The organism is Nostoc sp. NMS4, from assembly GCF_017115095.1.
In the GTDB taxonomy this organism is placed as follows: domain Bacteria; phylum Cyanobacteriota; class Cyanobacteriia; order Cyanobacteriales; family Nostocaceae; genus Nostoc.
On the sequence record NZ_JABXKI010000261.1, the window covers coordinates 1 to 19837 of the forward strand.

13 protein-coding genes are annotated in these 19837 nt (G+C 43.2%); 5 read left to right on the forward strand and 8 right to left on the reverse strand.

The features are described from left to right. A partial coding sequence (locus HWQ37_RS24020) for a hypothetical protein (RefSeq protein ID WP_292751806.1) occupies positions 1-453 on the reverse strand: 453 nt, incomplete at its 3' end. Positions 454-817: 364 nt separating this feature from the next. Between HWQ37_RS24020 and HWQ37_RS24025 the strand changes: the two genes are divergently transcribed. Next, the gene (locus HWQ37_RS24025) at positions 818-3634 is read left to right on the forward strand and encodes a M16 family metallopeptidase (protein ID WP_292751809.1); all 2817 of its coding nucleotides are present in this window, start codon (positions 818-820) and stop codon (positions 3632-3634) included. Between the two features lie 211 nt (positions 3635-3845). On the opposite strand, the gene HWQ37_RS24030 is transcribed toward HWQ37_RS24025, so the two are convergent. Then, positions 3846-4655, reverse strand: a complete 810-nt coding sequence (locus HWQ37_RS24030; RefSeq protein WP_292751812.1) for a prohibitin family protein — start codon at positions 4653-4655, stop codon at positions 3846-3848. Positions 4656-4994: 339 nt separating this feature from the next. Here HWQ37_RS24030 and HWQ37_RS24035 point away from each other — a divergent pair, with 339 nt between their 5' ends. Then, positions 4995-9263, forward strand: a complete 4269-nt coding sequence (locus HWQ37_RS24035) for an ATP-binding protein (RefSeq protein WP_292751815.1) — start codon at positions 4995-4997, stop codon at positions 9261-9263. Positions 9264-9439: 176 nt separating this feature from the next. Here the strand turns inward: HWQ37_RS24035 and crtB are convergent, their stop codons facing one another. Next, on the reverse strand, positions 9440-10333 hold the full coding sequence (crtB, locus tag HWQ37_RS24040) for a cyanoexosortase B (RefSeq protein ID WP_292751818.1): 894 nt from the start codon (positions 10331-10333) through the stop codon (positions 9440-9442). A 102-nt stretch (positions 10334-10435) separates the two neighbouring features. Further along, positions 10436-11629 (reverse strand): DegT/DnrJ/EryC1/StrS family aminotransferase, encoded by a 1194-nt coding sequence (locus tag HWQ37_RS24045; protein ID WP_292751821.1) that lies wholly within the window; start codon positions 11627-11629, stop codon positions 10436-10438. Positions 11630-12380: 751 nt separating this feature from the next. Between HWQ37_RS24045 and HWQ37_RS24050 the strand changes: the two genes are divergently transcribed. Together HWQ37_RS24050 and HWQ37_RS24055 are read left to right on the forward strand one after the other, a co-directional pair. Beyond that, the gene (locus tag HWQ37_RS24050) at positions 12381-13934 is read left to right on the forward strand and encodes a GAF domain-containing sensor histidine kinase (protein WP_292751864.1); all 1554 of its coding nucleotides are present in this window, start codon (positions 12381-12383) and stop codon (positions 13932-13934) included. A 337-nt stretch (positions 13935-14271) separates the two neighbouring features. Then, entirely contained in the window at positions 14272-15690 is a 1419-nt protein-coding gene (locus HWQ37_RS24055) for an IctB family putative bicarbonate transporter (RefSeq protein WP_292751825.1), read from the forward strand. Positions 15691-15893: 203 nt separating this feature from the next. Here the strand turns inward: HWQ37_RS24055 and smpB are convergent, their stop codons facing one another. Beyond that, on the reverse strand, positions 15894-16361 hold the full coding sequence (gene smpB, locus HWQ37_RS24060) for an SsrA-binding protein SmpB (RefSeq protein ID WP_094349892.1): 468 nt from the start codon (positions 16359-16361) through the stop codon (positions 15894-15896). A gap of 493 nt (positions 16362-16854) precedes the next feature. Between smpB and HWQ37_RS24065 the strand changes: the two genes are divergently transcribed. After that, complete coding sequence (locus HWQ37_RS24065) at positions 16855-17538, forward strand: response regulator transcription factor (RefSeq protein WP_292751827.1); 684 nt, start codon at positions 16855-16857, stop codon at positions 17536-17538. Between the two features lie 84 nt (positions 17539-17622). On the opposite strand, the gene HWQ37_RS24070 is transcribed toward HWQ37_RS24065, so the two are convergent. The 3 genes from HWQ37_RS24070 to murB form a co-directional block, all read right to left on the reverse strand. Then, positions 17623-18102 (reverse strand): low molecular weight protein-tyrosine-phosphatase, encoded by a 480-nt coding sequence (locus HWQ37_RS24070; RefSeq protein WP_292751867.1) that lies wholly within the window; start codon positions 18100-18102, stop codon positions 17623-17625. A gap of 90 nt (positions 18103-18192) precedes the next feature. Next, the gene (locus HWQ37_RS24075) at positions 18193-18540 is read right to left on the reverse strand and encodes a YbaB/EbfC family nucleoid-associated protein (RefSeq protein ID WP_099100025.1); all 348 of its coding nucleotides are present in this window, start codon (positions 18538-18540) and stop codon (positions 18193-18195) included. Positions 18541-18779: 239 nt separating this feature from the next. Further along, positions 18780-19781 carry a UDP-N-acetylmuramate dehydrogenase gene (murB, locus tag HWQ37_RS24080; RefSeq protein ID WP_292734740.1) on the reverse strand — a complete coding sequence of 334 codons (1002 nt, stop codon included), beginning with the start codon at positions 19779-19781 and terminating at the stop codon, positions 18780-18782. Positions 19782-19837 lie beyond the last annotated feature (56 nt).

Here is a 19837-nt window from a genome sequence, read left to right on the forward strand (position 1 = left end):
TTGGGCTGTACCAATCAAATTGATTGTTGTATAGGTTTGTCTTTGCCCCTGGTTGAATTTAGGAATCACAGAAAAGAGATTTGTTGTTGTAATTGCCTTAATTTCAACTGGCGCTGAGTTGCTTTTTCCAAGGTTTACACGGGGTAAGATCAAGGTAAACACGGTATTGCCTGTATCTACTGTCTTACGGATAGTTACAGTTACTAGTGTACCAATTTCTGTTTCTACACTACGGATCTCATCAGTACCTTGAAAGTTTAATGTCTGTTGCTGATCTCTATAGGTAAAAAGGGGCTTACCACCAAAGCTTGTGGTTGAATAAGTAATGCTAATATTCTTGCATCGAAGTTGGTACAAGTTCGGTACTGCTTCTGAGGCTTTCGCAGATAATACAGGTATTGCTGTTAACAGCATACCTAATGTAAACGATCCAATTAAGTTTGTTGTTTGCATATCTTAAAAAGTTATTGCTAGTTTGACGGAGATACCTGTTTTATATAGGATGACAACACTTCTAATACCAATTTAAAAAAATGATATCCCGAAAATCGTGTCAAATGGAACACATTGTAAAGGTTATTAATATACTTGCAATAATTTCTGATATTCCGTAAAAATTTTATCTCCAAACTTCATTAACCTCAGTAAATTTAATGGTGTAAATTCATCTACTAGTTCAATAAACCAAACAAATTGCTTGAGCAACTTGTTAAAAGTAGGCAAACTTCCGCCACAGCGCACTAGCAACTTGAGTTAGATTTAGATTTTGAAATACTCTTCGGGGTTTTATTTTAAACCGGGAAATTTTGTATTGCTTATGAAACGGCGATCGTACATGATTCTAGGATTTTTCCTCAGCCTTCTTTTAACTATCGGGCCTTTGTCAGGTAATTTCACCAATGCTGCAACACCAACAGCAGCACCGCCCGTCTCTGCTCTCTCATTCACCCAAGGAGTGCAAAAAACGGTATTAGATAACGGCTTAACGGTGCTAACCAAAGAAGTTCATACTGCTCCAGTGGTCAGCGTGCAAGTTTGGTATAAAGTTGGTTCACGCAACGAGGTTAAGGGAGAGAATGGTATTTCTCACCAGCTAGAACATTTGATGTTCAAAGGCACAAATGACCGTCCAGTACAGTTTGGACGGTTGTTTAGTGCTTTGGGTAGCCAGTTCAATGCTTTTACTAGTTATGACGAAACATCTTACTTTGGCACTGTGCAGCGAGACAAATTAGAAGCACTGCTGACACTGGAAGCCGATCGCATGGAAAACTCTTTAATTGGGACTGAACAACTCACCAGTGAAAAGCGGGTGGTGATTTCCGAGTTACAAGGGTACGAAAATTCACCAGGCTATCGTCTGAGTCGGGCAGTGATGCGAGCGGCTTTCCCCAATCGAGCTTATGGCTTATCGGTGGGAGGCACAAAAGCTGATGTAGAGAAATTCACGGTTGAGCAGGTACGGAATTATTACCAAACCTACTACAGCCCAGAAAATGCCACGTTGGTAATTACTGGGGATTTTGCCACAGAACCTGCGCTCAAAGTTGTAAAAGAAACTTTTGGTAAGTTATCGCAACGAGCCAAAAAGAATCCGGTACAGAATGATACAACTAGAGCCATTGATAATTCCTCAGTATCTTCTGCCGTTACCGACGCTTCGCCATCTACCCCTGTTGCTAAAAAAGCACCGATTGTCCTCAAGCAACCTGGAAGTGCAGCATTATTGCAAACGGTGTATCCTCTGCCAGATATCAAACATCCTGATGTGCCGGCAATTGATTTGATGGATGCCATTCTTACAGGTGGACGTAGTTCTCGGCTTTATCAGGCTTTGGTGGAATCTGGACTCGCTAGTTCAGTGAGTGGCGGTGCTGCCGAACTGATTGAACCAGGTTGGTATGAAATTGATGCTACGGCGGCTCCCGGTCAAGAGTTGGGGAAAATTGCCCAGGTACTCCAAGAATCTTTAGTAAAATTGCAACAGCAGCCTGTCACCTCAGAAGAGTTGAACCGGGCGAAGACGCAACTGCAAGCCTCATATATTTTGGGGAACCAAGATATCACTAGTCAGGCGAATCAACTGGGATATAACCAAACGATCGCAGGGGATTATCATTTTATTGAAACCTATTTGGCTGCGATCGCTAAAGTTACCCCGGCTCAAGTCCAGAAAGCAGCAAAAACTTACCTCAATCCGGCTCAACAAACTATCGGTTTCTTTGAGCCGACTCAACCAGATGGTAAACCAGGAACTTCTAACGCTGGTTCTAGCCGCACGGTGGAAAATTTCAGCCCTGGTAAGCCTGTAGATCCAGCAGAACTGGCGAAATATTTGCCACCTGCCACATCAGAGACAGATTCAACTAAACAATCGCTACCAGAAGAGTTTACCTTAAATAATGGTTTGAAGGTTCTGCTGTTGAGCGATCGCAATCTTCCCACCATTAACCTGAGTGGACAAATTAATGCTGGTACTGAATTTGATGGCAATCAAAAAGCTGGATTAGCGAATCTAACTGCAAATAACTTAATGAATGGGACGCAGACTAAAAATGCTCTCACCCTAGCAAAAACCTTAGAAGACTTGGGAGCCGGTTTGAGCTTCAGTGCTAGCCGCGAGGGAACTAGCGTTAGTGGTGAGGGACTTTCAGCAAATCTGCCTATATTGATTCAAACTCTGGCAGATGTGTTAAAAAACGCCACTTTCCCCGCCGACCAATTAGAACTGAGTCGCCAGCGCGCATTAACAAGTCTGAAAGTTCAGCTAGATGACCCTAGAGGTTTGGGACGGCAAGTATTCCAGCAGACAATTTACCCTGAAAATCATCCATTCCATAGCTTTCCCACAGCCGAGAGTTTAAAGAGCGTTACTCGTGATGATTTACTTGGCTTCTATCAGACACACTACCGACCAGATACCACAACGATCGCAATAGTTGGAGACTTTGATTCCGTTAAGGTAAAAGCTTTGCTGAATCAGGTGTTTGATAAATGGCAAGCCCCAGGTAAGCCACCTGTTCTCAAAATACAGACAGTGCCATTACCGCAAACTTTGACACGTTTAAACAAAGTAATTCCCGGTAAATCTGAGGCTGTTACTTACATCGGCTACAGTGGCATCTCTCGGAAAGATCCACGTTATTATGCCGCACTGGTGCTAAATCAAATTTTGGGTGGTGATACCTTAGCCAGCCGCCTGGGTACGGAAGTGCGCGATCGCCAAGGTTTAACTTATGGTATATACAGTGGTTTTGCCGCCGGCATTAATCCCGGCCCGTTCTTGATTCAAATGCAGACTGCTCCTGGAGATGCCCAAAAAGCGATCGCTAGTACTCTGGCTTTACTCAAACAGTTGCGCGAACAAGGAGTAACTGAGGCGGAATTCAACACAGCAAAACGCTCAATTACCAATAGCTACCCCGTGGATTTAGCTAATCCTAGTAGTGTCTCAAGTATCATTTTGGATAATGCTGTTTTAGGGCTTTCACGGTCAGAAATCCGGGATTTTCCTAAGCAAATTCAAGCAGTCACTATGGCTGACATCCAAAAGGCAATTGCAGATTTAATTAAGCCAGAAAATCTGGTAATTGTCACCGCCGGTCCCGGAGATACTGTAACCAAGGGTAACTAATTACCTTAGATATATTGATTTGATTTTTCAGGAGGTAGGAGGAACCCACGTTTAAAAACGTGGGATTGAAGTAAGGATGCTTTGTACCACGAGGAAGCGCGTCTCGGTATAATTCTTTTGATGAACTGGGCAATAACCTTGCAACCTTACTTTCAATTGATACTTCTAACCTCCTGCTTTTTTGTAAGACCCAGCCCTGCGAAGAAGAAGATCAATTTTCGTCAAATTTTAAAAGCTCACTAAAATTCAGCAATTTTGGAACCTCCTTACTGACAATTAATGGCAGCTTACCATTCCATTTTTCTATTGCTTGTCTTTGCAGGATTTCTGGAGTTAAACCATCACGTAATAATCTATGTGCCTCAGCCTCTCCTTTGGCTAAATTAACTTTTGCTTCAGCCTCTTTTGTTGCTTTCAATGCGATAAACTCTGCTTGTTTTGCTTCTTGTTCAGCAATCTGCTTCGCCTCCACCGCCTCACCAAATCGTTCTGAAAAATGGACATGAACTAGAGAAATATCATCAACTGCAACGTGATAGCTACCAAGTCGCGTGGACAATGCATCATCTATTCCACTTTTGACTTCTCCTCGTTTAGTAATAATTTCTTCAGCAGTATACTTTGCCATCACTGCTTTTACTACTTCTTCAACGGCTGGATTAATAATCCGAATAACTACATTTTGTTCATCTCCAATTTCTTGAAATATGGCATTGGCTTCTTGGGGAACAATATGCCAATTGAGAGCTACATCAGCGAAAACATTTTGTAAATCTTTGGAAGAAGCCTCAGCAGAAATTTCCTGCTTTTGGACTCTAATACTCAACTTTTTTACAGTATTGACTACAGGAATAATTAAGTGAAGTCCTTCTCCTAATATCTGGTTTTGGACTTCGCCAAATTTCATTAATACACCACGTTCCCCGGCATTTACAATCACGCAAGGTGTGAGGAAGAGAGTTATCAAAAACAAAAGAGCGGTCAGTTTACCGGCACTGTTGAAATTTGTAATTTTTATCATCTGTGTGAACCATATATGCATCTTGCACAGAGACACATATTTAGGAGTTATGGGCTTCTTTCCGTCATGATTTTAACTCGACTCGATCCAATATTGGTTTCCGATTGGCATTGAATTGCTAAAACGATCGCCCGCACACCAGAATTTTGGGCTTCGGGAAGCATTACAGGCACTACACAATTAGGCTAGACTTAAGTAGCGAAAACCGCCCTCTTTGAATAATGCTTTGAAAAGGAGGAACAGTTTGAGCAAAGTTTGGGCGTTTAAATAGAGAATTTTTCCTAAAAGACAACCACAAATGTAGCCTGTAAGCGACGCATGACTAATCGAGAGGAATTAATGAAGAACGAGTCAACGTCAGCAAGTAACGCCGACGTAAATTTCCTTCTCGGCGGGGGTGAAATGGGCGCTAGGATGCGAGAATACGATTGGTCAAAAACATCCCTTGGCCCAACACAGCACTGGCCACAAAGTTTGAAAACTGCCGTGCGGATTATGCTAACTTGCCGTCAAGCGATGTTTGTTTGGTGGGGCGAAGACCTGATTAACCTTTACAATGACGCTTACAAAGCTATTATTGGCGGCAAACATCCAGAAGCGCTAGGGCAGCCAGCTTCTGATGTGTGGCGGGAAATATGGGATCAGGTTGGGCCTCGAGCTGAATCAGCAATGGTGAAGAATGAGGGCACTTACGACGAAGCCCTGCTGCTAATTATGGAGCGTAATGGCTACCCGGAGGAAACCTATTACACTTTTTCATATAGCCCGGTTCCTAACGATCGCGGCGACACAGGTGGGATCATCTGCGCTAACACAGACGACACGCAACGGATTATCGGTGAGCGTCAGTTGGCACTTTTGCGCGAACTAGCGGCGAGGACGGCAGACGCGCGGACATTCGATGAAGCCTGTACATTGAGTGCAAGTTGTCTGGAGAGCAACCCTTACGATGTCCCTTTCGCAATGATTTATCTGGTCGATCCTGAGAAGCAGGAAGTTTTTCTGGCTGGAACGTGCCGCATCGAGGAAAACCACGTAGCAGTTCCCAAAACAGTGGCTCTTGATGCTGATGGAGTTTGGCCTTTTGCAGAAGTGAGTAGAACCCATCAAGCAAAACTGATTTCCAATTTGGAAGTATCTTTTAGTAGTTTACCTTGTGGTGTTTGGCAGCGATCGCCCCATCAAGCGATCGCAGTACCCATTGCCCCATCCGGTCAAACTGGAAAAGCTGGTATATTAATTGTTGGTTTGAACCCCTTCAGGCTATTCGACGACAATTATCAAGGATTCATCGATTTAGTTGCGGCTCAAATTGCTGCCAGCATCGCTAACGCCCAAGCTTACGAGGAAGAACGCAAACGCGCTGAAGCCTTAACAGAAATCGATCGGGCAAAAACCGTCTTTTTTACCAACGTCAGCCATGAGTTCCGTACCCCACTTACCCTGATGTTAGGGCCATTAGAGGAAACCTTAATCAATTGTGCCACTCTGCTTCCAGTCAAAGAACGAGAGCAGTTAGAAATGGTACAACGCAACGGACTTCGGCTGCTGAAACTAGTCAACAGCTTGCTAGATTTTTCACGCATTGAAGCCGGACGGGTTCAAGCCTCATACCAACCCACCAATCTGGCTATCTTCACCGCAGAACTAGCTAGTGTATTTCGTTCCACCGTAGAACGAGCCGGGATGCAGTTATCAGTAAATTGTCCTTCCCTGCCAGCACCAGTATATGTAGATCGGGAGATGTGGGAAAAGATTGTTCTTAACCTGCTCTCGAATGCCTTCAAGTTCACCATGATTGGAGAGATTGCGGTTAGTTTGCAGTGGTTAAACGCTCGTATTGAGTTCGCAGTCAAAGACACCGGCATCGGTATTCCAGCAGCAGAAATCCCCCACCTTTTTGAACGATTCCACCGCGTCAAAGGGGCGCAAGGACGTACTTTTGAAGGGTCAGGAATTGGATTGTCACTGGTAAAAGAATTGGTGCAAATGCATGGTGGAACAGTTCATGTTACCAGTGTTCTCGGATTTGGCAGTTGCTTTACTGTGTCAATCCCCACAGGATCTGCTCATTTGCCTCCAGACCGGATTAGCGCCCCTCGCACTTTAGCTTCAACCGCATTAGGTGCAAGACCTTATCTAGAAGAAGCCCTGCGTTGGCTACCGGAAGAAGAGAGCAGGGGGAGCAGGGGGAGAAGAGAAGCAGGGGGAGAAGAAATTGTTCAAGAAGACTACACATATATTATAAATTCTTCCCCTGCCTCCCCTGCCTCCCCTGCCCGCATTCTCCTAGCTGACGATAACGCAGATATGCGCGATTATGTCAAGCGGCTATTAAGTCAGCAATATGAGGTGGAAGCAGTGCCAGACGGTTTAGCTGCTTTAGATTCTGCTCGTGGGCGTATCCCAGATTTGGTATTGACAGATGTGATGATGCCTGGATTAGATGGCTTTGGATTACTGCAAGCATTACGAGCCGATCCGCAGACGCAAAAAGTTCCGATTATCTTGTTGTCGGCACGGGCGGGGGAAGAGGCACGGGTGGAAGGGTTAGAAGCGGGAGCCGATGATTATCTAATTAAACCGTTCTCTGCCCGTGAATTGTTGGCGCGGGTAGAAGCAGCCCTAAAAATGGCTCGTCTTCGCCAGGAGGCAATGGAACGCGAGCAAGGGCTGCGAATTGAAGCTGAGGTAGCAAAAGCACACCTAGAGACTGTGATAGCTGGCATTCAAGACCAGTTCTTTGTGTTGGATCGAGAGTGGCGTTATACCTTTGTCAACGAACAAGTAGCAGAAATTGTGGGCATTCCAAAGGAAGAGTTGCTAGGTAGAATCATTTGGGAAGTGTTTCCCGATGTGGTTGAAAGCGAGTTTGATACCCAGGTTCATCGAGCGTTCGCTCAAAACACCGTTATTCAGTTTGAATACTTTTATCCGGCTTGGCAGCGTTGGTTTGAGAATCGCGTCTATCCCTTTGCAGAAGGAGTAAGCATTTTTGTGACAGAGATTAGCGATCGCAAACAAGCAGAAAAAGCACTTCGGCAAAGCGAAGAAAAGTTCCGCAACATGGCTGATAATGCCCCCTTCATGGTTTGGGTTACAGACACCAATAGCTACTGCACTTACCTTAGTCAAAGCTGGTACGATTTTACAGGTCAGAGTGAGGAAATGGGTCTGGGATTTGGCTGGTTAAATGCTGTGCATCCAGAAGATTACCATGATGTTAGGAATGTTTTTCTGGAAGCGAATAGCAGCTGCTCGGCTTTCCGTATGGAGTACCGCTTGCGGCGCAAAGATGGCAAATATCGCTCTTGCATCGATGCCGCTAATCCGTGGTTTGGAGTAGACGGTGAGTTTAAAGGTTACATCGGCTCAGTAATTGACATTACCGAACGCAAAGTCGCAGAAGCCGAACGCGATCGCCTCTTGGAACTTGAGCAAGCTGCCAGAACCGAAGCTGAAAGAGCCAACCGGATTAAAGATGAGTTTCTGGCGGTGCTTTCCCATGAATTGCGATCGCCTCTCAATCCGATTCTTGGTTGGGCGAGACTCTTACAAACTCGTGAGTTTGACGCAGTAGCTCTGAAGAAAGCGATCGCAACCATCGAGCGGAATGCTAAATTACAAGCTCAACTAATTGAAGATTTGTTGGATGTCTCTCGGATATTACAAGGCAAGCTCAACCTGAAGATGTTTCCTGTCAACCTAGTGCTTGTGATTGAAGGGGGATTGGAAACAGTACGTTTAGCAGCAGAAGCTAAAAATATTCAAATTCAAACCATACTGGATGCTTCTTTAGGACACGTTTTAGGTGATTCCAGTCGTTTACAACAAGTTATTTGGAATCTCTTATCCAATGCCGTTAAATTCACTCCTGAAGGTGGAAAAATTGATATTCAACTCGATCGCTTTGACACTCAAGCTCAAATTACCGTCAGCGACACAGGTAAGGGAATCACCCCTGATTTTCTCCCTTATGTATTTGAATATTTTCGTCAGGCTGACGGCACGACAACCCGAAAATTTGGTGGCTTGGGGTTAGGGTTAGCAATTGTCCGTCATTTGATAGAACTACATGGCGGCACAATTTTGGCAGAAAGTTTAGGTGAAGGGCAAGGAGCTATTTTCCGAGTCAGGATACCGCTAATTAAAAAAGATTTAACCCCAAAACAACACATAGATATTGCTGCATTAAATCCGGCTCTTTCAACTGAAATCCTTGCAGGTATCCACATCTTAGTTGTAGATGATGATGATGATAGCCGTGAATTCCACACATTTGTCCTAGAACAGGCTGGAGCAATGGTGACAGCTGCGACATCAGCAAAAGAAGCACTGCAAGTCTTGGCAGAGTCCGAGCCAGATATACTACTCAGTGATATTGGGATGCCAGAGACAAATGGCTATATGCTGATGCGTCAAGTTAAGGCATTGCAAGCAAACCAAGTCAAACAAATTCTAGCGATCGCTTTAACTGCTTATGCGGGAGAAATCAACCAGCAACAAGCACTTGAATCAGGGTTTCAAAAGCATTTGTCCAAACCCGTCGAACCAGAGGAGTTAGTGAGGGCAATTGTGACTCTAATTGCTAGAAGTGGGAATGTCTGAGTGTTCAGTTGCAATGCATAAATTGGGTAAAAGGTCAATACAGTTTAGTTAAGCCTTAATATCATGTCCGGTTAAACACTTGTCATTCCAAGCTAGGGCGTGTTTTCAAACTATTTATCTAACTCCTAACTCCTAACTCTTAACTCAGCACTCCTAACGCCTAATACCCAATACTTCTAACTTTCTGCTTCTTGCTCAGTTTCTAGAGATGCTGAAAAATAGTTATTAATCCAATTTAGTAAGGGTACTAGTGACACCAGCATACAAGCAGAGTAAAGATCGCCACCCCAACCCTCATGCAGCCACTTAAAAGCCCCTTCTTGACCTGTGCCGTGAAAGAAAGTCAGTAAAGTATTACGAATGATATTGGCACTGATACTAACGATCGCAGCCAGAGATAAAAACGATATAGTTGTGCGCCGCGATGACAAAGCATCTGTCCAATAAAGCAGCATCAAGCCAACGTAGAAAGTAGTAAACAACATTTTCAACCCTGCACAATAGGGAGCAACTTCTACAATCCGTCCTCCCACGTAAAGATTGATCTCATCTACGGTTACTTCCATACCAAATTGATTCAGTATGAAACCTGCTGTGCCAGCGATGAAGCTTTGGAGAGGCATGGTATAGGGAGCAATGAGATAGGGTAATGCTGTTGGGGTTGCTAAAAATACTAGTAGTAGGGGGAATCCTTGTAATCGCAAACCTGCTATTCCCTTAAACCACAAGCATAATCCGATTAATATAACGGGTAAGGAAAGGTTAACCCACTCTGTAACACCGCTAAGATAAAAAACTGCCCCGATTAACAATAAAACAGCGCCCAAAGGGTTGATGGTATCTGGCAAACGTTTCCACTTTTTCCGGTTTATCCAACCCAGATAAGCCGCAAATGGTAAACCAATAATCCCGTGGCTGAAATATTCGTGTTCTGTACTAATATTTTTGTGCAGCCAACCATCCAACCAGTGTAGCAATATTGGAGCATAAAGCAGCAGCAAAACGCCTACAATAGCTAGATTTAACAAGCCTGATGCGTTTATATTTTTAACCTGTTGCTGGAGTGCCATGATTTTCAGTATTAGTCATTGGTCATTGGTCATTGGTCATTGGTCATTTGCAAAGGATAAATGACAAAGGACAAATGTATGCACATTAAGTATGAATTAACTTCAGGCTACCACGCTGTCAAGGTTAGCAGGAGATAGATTATCTGCCTGATAACTCGTTGAGACTGCATTGGCGATCGCTGCTACAACTTCTTTAACTTGGCTACTACTCAAACCAGGATACATCGGTAATGATAATATCTGCTTTGACAACTTCTCTGCTTGGGGAAAATCTCCCGGTTGATAGCCTAAGTTGGTGAATGCTGGCTGGAGATGACAAGGAATTGGGTAATGAATGCCAGTTTGAATCCCTGCTGCTGTGAGTTTTTCTTGGAGTTGCTGGCGTTCGATTGGGCAAGAATCATCTACTTTAATCACATAAAGATGATAAACGTGTCCTGTGTCACTTTGATTTTCTATAGGGATAATTCCAGCAGTTGCCAAGGGTGCTAGTTCACGATCGTACTGTTGGGCAATAGTCAGGCGATCGCAATTCCACTGTGGCAAATATGGGAGTTTTTTGTGCAAAATTGCTGCTTGTAAAGTATCCAAGCGGCTATTCGTACCTGATTCTGTATGAAAATACTTTTGCGATGCACCATAATTTCGCAAGCGCACCATCTTTTGGGCTACATCTGCATCTTGTGTCAGCAGCATTCCTCCATCCCCAAATGCTCCCAAATTTTTGCTGGGATAGAAACTAAAAGCTGCTGCTATGCCTACTGAACCAGCGTGATATCCGTCTCTTTCGGCGAGATGTGCTTGGGCGGCATCTTCAAAAATTAGTAGTTTGTAGGTATCGGCAAATTTAACTAACTCGCGTGGTGATACCATCTGCCCATAGAGATGCACAGGGATAATTGCTTTAGTCTGAGGCGTAATTGCCTTTGCTGCTTCTCTTAAATCAATTAAAGCTGTTTGGCGATCGCAATCTACCAAAATTGGTTTAGCACCAGCGCGTAGCACCCCAATTAAGGTGGCGATAAAAGTATTTGCGGGTAAAATTACTTCATCGCCAGCACCAATATTACACGCTTGCAATCCCAGAGCGATCGCATCTGTTCCTGATGCCACACCAACTCCATAAGCTGTACCAGATACTGCCGCAAATGCTGCTTCAAAATCTGAGAGTGCTTGTCCTAAAATAAAATCTCCCCGTTCCAATACAGATTGGATTGCATCTTGTAATTGCGTTTGAATTGGTTCATGTTGTAACTTCAGGTCTACAAAGGGAACTCTAATAGTCATTTTATTCATTATCACTCGTCCTCAAAAAATGTTTCCTCGCATGGAAAAAATATAAAAATACGTACAATTTTCGGCGTGAAATTGTAATAGATTTAATCTATTGGATAAAGGCTTAGATCGATTATTTAGTCGGCTATGGGTAATTCAAAATCACGTCCTATTCATTCGATCGCCGGAAGTTGCCATCAGACTTCTCTGAAGCCGCCACTCTAATACCATTTTGGATTTTAGACTTTCCTACAGAACGCTACGTTTAGCTTGCTTCCCCGAAGAGCTAAGGCTACGCTCAGTCGAACGATTTTAGATTTTGGGAATCGCTTTCTATAGGATTATCATCTCTGGCTGCTAGCTGTTATCAGTAAAATATCTACATCTAATTACACTAATATAGGAATTGCTTTAAGTAAATTTACCGCGAATTACCCAGTGAAAATTTTCCCTTATATACATAAAGAATAAAGCTCCTTTGTATTGTGTCCTTAGCATTAGCTTACCCTGGCTGAATCCAAATCTAACGCAGTCTGATTGCAAAATATCAAGCGATAAGGACTACAACAGTGCTAAATAAAGAACATTCAGCATCAGTAACTAGGAACTAGCGGACACGACATCTCGGCTGAATGGAAGCGAGAAAAAAATTTTGCCCTAAATTTGTTTGTCGGGAGCAAAATTAGGGAATGCTTAAAAATAGCAATTGATAACCGAGAAATAGGACTTGGATCAATTACACGATCGAGAAATTATTAAGGTAGCAGTGGCAATGATAGAGCCTGAAAACAAATTATTTGCCCTAAAGGATGGTTGGGATTCTCATGAATCAAGAGAACAACAACGCCTCAAAGCTTTGTCGGATTTAGGTTTGCGGCAAGCAGAAACGATTCCGGTTTTTGAAGAAGCCACGCAGACTGCTGCCCATTTTTTGGAAGCACCAATTTCCATATTGGGATTTGTGGATCAAGAACGCCATTGGTTCAAATCGGCGGTAGGCTTATCTCGGCTGGGGCTAATGAATCATCTAGCACAAAGCCGCCAACTACTACGCCGGGAATCATTTTGCACTCAGGTAGTAGATAGCTTTCAAGTATTTGTAATTAATGATACACATAAACTTACAGATCCAGTACTTGCTAGCAGCAAGTTAGTGCAAGATTATGGTATTCGTGCTTATTTAGGAGCGCCATTGATTGATGCTGAGGGACATTGTTTGGGTGCATTGGCGGTGATGGATTTAATGCCGCGCAATTTTACAACCCGAGACATTGAGTTTTTACAAATCATCGCTCGTTGGAGCATGAGTGAATTTGAACGTAACCGACTCTTGCAAGGGAAACTCGAATCAAGCACTGCCAAGAACGTTCCGATATTTTCACTAAATGAAGAACGTAACACCGAGATTAAAATCACTGCATCCACTCAAGATAGCGACTCTGTTTCTACTAAGCAACTGAAGCTAGAACTTTTGAGTCAGCTAACTCAGGAGTTACGCACACCTTTAACATCCGTACTTGGTATGGCTAGTGTTTTAGGACGTGAGATTTATGGGCCTTTGACGACTAAGCAGAGAGAATATTTGGAAATTATCCAACACAGTGGTCGGTACTTACTTTCCCTAGTAAACGAAATTACCGAACTAGGAGCTATGGAGGAAAACTCAACTGTGCTAAATCTAGCTCCCGTGGATATTGAAATGCTATGCCAACAAGCTATCAATACTCTTGAAGAAGTAGCTAATCGCCGCGAGCAAGATATTCGCTTGTCTATAGAACCGGGTCGCAGTCGCATTTGGCCTTTAGATAAAGACAAGGTGCGGCAAATCCTCTATCACCTGGTTTTTAGTGTGATTCAACTTTCCGCTACAGGTAGCATTGTTCGCATTCATGTTTCTTACAAAGAAGATGCGCTCAACATTACTATTTGGGTTTCTCATCCCTGGTTAGGAGACGGCATAACCGAGGTCGATCCTTACTTCCGTCTCAATTCTTTGTCACTGCTGGAGCTTACAGGTGAGCTAGCAACTTACAATACTCATACAGAAAGACAAGAGCAACTAGATACTTCACCAGTAGCAGTGGACAATTCTAAAAACTTGAGGGATTCCCACTCAAATTTCTTTGCTACTAGTTCAGGTATAAATTTAGCTAAATCACATGGAAGTCTTTCTCGTGAAAGTTTGGGTCTGTTACTAAGTTGTCAACTGGCAGAATTGCATGGTGGACACATTTTGATTCAGGGTTCACCAGAATCAGGATATCGTTATGTGCTTTCTTTGCCACTGCAACTTGCGACTTCCTCACAAGCAATTAACGATGTCTAATCGTGGGGATTGGGGAAGGTGGGGTCCCCTCTGGAGATAAGGGGTAATAGAGATTGGGAAAGACGTATTTTCTATATATTTCATTAGTTCGTAGCGAATTTTCTGTGCGCTTCTGCGCTTACCTATGCTTTTAAATTTCAACCCTCAATTCGCCACCATTTTACGTCAAGCTGTACAAAGTATATGAAGAATTATCTTAACTTCCTATTGGCTGATGGCTAGGAATAGGAGCGCCATCACGGGATGTGCAATCTCTGTTATTACTTTTTTATAGCTATAGGCATTATGATCGATTCCAAGTTCTGCGTCGGCAGACTAATCGATCGCAATGTTTTTTATGAATTTAGTCTGGCAACGATTTACTCTATCAACTTTACCGCTCAAAGAATATCTTGCTACCAGTTATGTACACCGCTCTCTGGTGGGACTACTAAGTTCTTGGCGGCAAACTAGCATCTTACTCCAGTGGGGAGATGCGATCGCAGCAGCTTTACTTAGCTCAATATATGCTCTAGCACCTTTTGCTTCGAGTACGCTGGTAGGTTTTTTGCTGGTGGCTTGTGTCGGATTTTGGCTGTTGTTGACTTTATCTGATGAAGTAACACCAGCAAATGTCTCGTCAGTCACTCCGATTCACCTGCTGGTATTGCTCTACTGGGGAGTTGCCGCAGTCGCAACAGCATTATCACCAGTGAAAAAAGCGGCACTTAACGACTTGGGAACCTTGACCTTGTATTTGCTACTATTTACCCTTTGTGCCAGGGTATTAAGGTCGCCTCGTCTCCGTTCTTGGATTATCATCCTTTATCTGCACGTGTCGCTAATTGTCAGTGTATACGGGTTGCGGCAATGGTTTTTTGGAGCCACAGCACTGGCAACTTGGGTCGATCCAGAATCTCCTATGTCTAAGACTACAAGAGTCTATAGTTATTTAGGCAATCCCAACTTATTGGCTGGATACCTCCTACCGGCAGTAATTTTTAGCTTAGTGGCAATTTTTGCATGGCAAAGCTGGCCTAAAAAAGCTTTAGCATTAACAATGCTAATTGTCAATAGTTCCTGCCTAATTCTGACTTTTAGTCGTGGCGGTTGGATTGGACTAGTGGTGTCAATTTTAGCTGTGATGGCATTGCTAGTTTATTGGAAAAGTGTGGAAATGCCTCGTTTTTGGCGTACTTGGTCAATACCGATTGTTTTAGGAGGTTTGATCGGCGTATTGGTGCTTGCAGTGATATTTGTAGAACCAGTGCGACTGCGAGTTTTCAGTATTTTTGCCGACCGGAAAGATAGCAGTAATAATTTTCGCCGAAATGTCTGGGATGCTGTTTTTGAGATGATTCGCGATCGCCCGATTTTCGGCATTGGGCCTGGTCACGGCTCTTTTAATAAAGTTTATCCCCTCTACCAACGCCCTCGTTACACTGCTTTGAGCGCCTATTCTATATTGTTTGAAGTGACTGTAGAAACTGGCTTTGTTGGTTTAGCTTGTTTTCTGTGGCTAATAATTGTCACATTTAATACGGCACTTTTGCAAGTGCGACGATTGCGACAAATCAGAAGTGTAGATGGATTTTGGTTAATCGGAGCGATCGCTATTTTGTTGGGTATGCTAGCTCACGGTACTGTAGATACTGTCTGGTATCGTCCTGAAGTCAATACCCTCTGGTGGCTCATCGTTGCCTTAATTGCTAGCTACTGGACACCTTTAGCTCAAAACCAGGCAAATTCAACTAACTCAGAACCAGCAGTAAATTAACATGAATTACTTGTCAGTTGTTTTAGTTATGACAACTGACAAAAGAATTCAGGAGCCAGAATTCAGGAGTCAGAATTCAGAATAAATTGAGCCTTTAAGTCCCCACCAATATTTTAAATTTGGTGGTCAGCATGAATCCTTCACTGATTGACCCTGAGTGTAGACGAAGTGTTGATTCTGAGTTCTGGATTCTGAATTCTTCTTTAATAGCTTTTCATTGCCCGTTGAATGTCACGCTGGTCTTGTCGTCGTTTCAGGTCTTCTCGCTTATCGTGGAGCTTTTTACCTTTGCCAAGGGCTATACTCACTTTTAGCCAGCCTCGTTTAAGATACATTTTCAAAGGGATTAAAGTTAAACCCTGCTGTTCAACTTTGCCAATTAGCTTACGCAGTTCTTGGCGATGCAATAATAGCTTGCGTGTGCGTCGTGGTTCATGGTTAAAATATTGTCCACTAGCGTTGTAAGGCGAGATATGCACATTGATCAACCATGCTTCGCCATTGCGAAGCAAAGCATAGCCATCTTGGAGATTGACTTTACCCGCACGAATCGACTTCACCTCTGTTCCTGTCAACTCAATTCCAGCTTCGTAAGTTTCTAGAATTTCATACAAATAACGGGCTTGACGGTTGTCGCAAATAACTTTGTAACCTTCGTTCTTGTCGCTCATTGATAATTTTGTGTGCTTTAAATGTACCTAAAAAATTATTTGGATTGGCTTATGAATTATAGGGTGTACTTTAGAACCGCTATAAATGGAGAACTGTATATCACTAATTTAGCTTTTCTAAGTTCACAATTAAGGTTTTCTAGCAACTTATAAGTTAGCTGATACCAAAATCAAGACTTTCACTCCCTTTTTGCGTAAGTCCTGAAAAAGAATTGCGATGATGCTAGTGAACTTCATTCTGCTTGATTGATGAGTTGTTACAAATCACAAAGCTCTCTATAATACCTCCTAAGTACAGGGAGTCTAAGGTGCTTAAACTTCGTTAACCTTCCTAATGATTTAAGATTTTCTTTATAAATAAACCCTGAGAGCAGTAATTAGCTGGTAATCCTGTCATAGTATGAAACATAAGAACACTATTATTGTCTGTGTTCACTAATGGAGTACATAAAAGCAAATTTCTGAGTAAAAAAATGCTAGGGGTGTATTATCCATGCCCTTGACGATCCTTGTAGTGGATGATGATTTGGGCACTCGTCTGTCTGTTAGCGACTATCTTGAACTGTCTGGCTACTCAGTGATCACGGCTAATGACGGTCAAGAGGCTTTGTTTATGGTGGATGAGTATCATCCTGATTTGATTGTCACCGATATTGTGATGCCACGGATGAATGGCTATGAACTGGTGCGCCGGGTGCGTCAGCAACCAGTGTTTCGTTTATTGCCTGTGATTTTATTAACGGCACGTATTAAGACCCAAGAAAGAATTCTGGGCTACCAATCAGGGTGCGATTTATACTTACCCAAGCCTTTTGAACTGGAAGAGTTAGCAGCAGCAATCCGAAATCTTTTGGAGCGATCGCAAATTATCCAATCAGAGTATCGTTTTTCTCATAAAGACAGTTTAGGCATTTCCGGCTTGACAAAAGCAGGAGATGCCCATAATTCTTTGTCCACTCAAATTCAGAAACCCCATCTGCACTTAGCCCTAACTCATAGAGAACAGGAAGTCTTAGAGTTATTGACTCATGGTCTTTCTAATGCCGAAATGGGTCATCAGTTACACCTGAGTCCTCGAACCGTGGAAAAGTACGTTAGCAGTTTATTGAGAAAAACCTCAACCAGCAACCGAGCCGAATTAGTTCGTTTTGCGATGAAACATGGTTTAGTGGAATAAAAGTTAGGAGTTAAAAGTGAGGAGTGAGGAATTAAAACTCCAAACTCCTGTAGAGACGCGATTAATCGCGTCTCTACTTCTAACTCATAACTCTTCACTTTTAACTTTTGTGAGCAGACCTTCACAAGCATCGATCAGTAAATCAATAACCTGATTAAATCCCTCTTCACCACCGTAATAGGGATCTGGAACTTCCTTTAAAGTGTGTCGAGAGCAAAACTCGCACATCAAACGCACTTTATGCTGATATTGCTCAGTGGGATCGAGAGCGAGGATGTTCTCATAATTTTCTCGATCCATCGCCAAAATCAAATCAAAGTCTTGAAAGTCCGACTTTTGAAACTGGCGTGCTTGACCACGCAGTTTAATTCCCAACTTGTGAGCAGCCGCAGCACTCATGCGTCTGTCTGGTGGGCTACCAATGTGATAACTAGATGTACCAGCAGAGTCACAGAAGATGCCATCGCTCAAGCCAGCTTGCTCAATTAAATGATTCATGATATTTTCTGCCGATGGCGATCGGCAGATGTTACCTAAGCAGACAAACAGCAACTTGTAAGGCATGGATATTTTTTGTCCTTTGTCAATAGTCATTTGTCCTTTGTCGAATCACCAATGACCAATGACTAATGACTAATGACTAATGACCAATGACTAAAATCCAGGTAACTCTAACCCACTGGTTAATTCTTCCATACGTTCCCGCATTGTTGCTGTGGACTTGTTGTAGGCTTCTTTCATTGCCACTGTGACGAGATCAGAAAGTACTTCTGCACCTTCTGCTAAAGCATCTGGAGAAATTTCTACCCGCTTGGGTTCTTGGTTTCCACTGACAATCACCTTTACCAGACCACCGCCAGATTCTCCTTGAATCTCCATTTGCTCCAACTCTTCTTGGAGTCGCTTTGCGCCTTCTTGAACTTGCTGCGCTTTCTTAAAAGCTTCGGCTAATTCTTTCATTTTTCCTAAGCCAAAGCCGAATCCCTGTCCTTTTCCTGTCATAATTATTTATACGCGTGTGCGTTGAATAACAAATCAAATTCAATTATAGATGCGGTAAGTAATTTGCCTCTTTTTTTACCAATAATTAATGCATTCTGGGATTGGGCATTAGGAGTGCTGAGTGCTGAGTGCTGAGTTAGGAGTTAGGAGTTAGGAGTTAAGAGTTAAGAGTTAGGAGTTTTGTTTGTCACCTCATCTCCCTTGTCTCCCTTGTCTCCCCATTCCCCATTCCCCATTCTCTATCCACAAGCACCTTGAAACTCTCCGAGCATTTTGACTTCTGGCTCTAAATTAATAGACCAACGTTCTTGTACCTGATGTTGGATGTGGCGAATGAGACAGAAGATATCACTAGCTTTTGCTCCACCACGATTAACGATAAAATTAGCATGGAGTAGTGCTACTTGCGCTCCACCAATTTGGTAGCCTTTCAGACCAGTTTGTTCAATTAACCAGCCAGCACTGTAAGGTTTGGGGTTGCGAAACACACTGCCACAACTGGGGAAGTTGTATGGTTGGGTGCTTAACCGATGCTTTTTGTGTTCTTTGGTGATTGCGACAACTTTTGCAGGGTCTGCACCTGGGGCGAGTTGTAAGGTGGCTTGGGTGACTATGCGATCGCCACCTTGCAATAATGAAGTCCGGTAGCTATAACCTAATTGTTCAGGGGTAAGAGTTTCTAACGTACCATCGGGCGAAAGTACCTGGGCACTAACTAACATATCTGCAATACAGCTATTATGTGCCCCTGCATTCATCACCACAGCACCTCCGGCTGTTCCGGGGATACCAACAGCCCATTCCAATCCTTGCCACCCTAATTCTGCTGCCGCCCATGCCAAACTAGGAATTGATTCTCCGGCAGCAACGGTTAATTGACCGGTTTGGGGGTCAAAGTGGTTGAAGCGGAGATGACGAGTCGCAATGACTAAGCCTGATATACCACCATCGCTTACTAGCAAGTTAGAACCGGCTCCCAGTGTTGTCACTTTTAAATTACGTTCTTTGGCGTATTTAAGACTTGCTTGCAGTGCTTCTAAGTTTCGGGGGGCAACGTACAAATCAGCGGCTCCCCCAACTCTATAGGAAGTAAATGCTGACAAAGAAGCCTGGGACTTGATCGCACAATCAGTACTGGGTAAGTAAATTACTTCGCTCTCCACCGAATTAGCTGTTTGCTGTTTTTTGGTATTCAAAGCAGAAACTGTGCAGACGTTTCCAGCTGCCTGGGAAATGGTCATCTTTACTTTGTTTTGGTAAAATTTTTACATTAATTTACCGCAAAGATACGGTAATC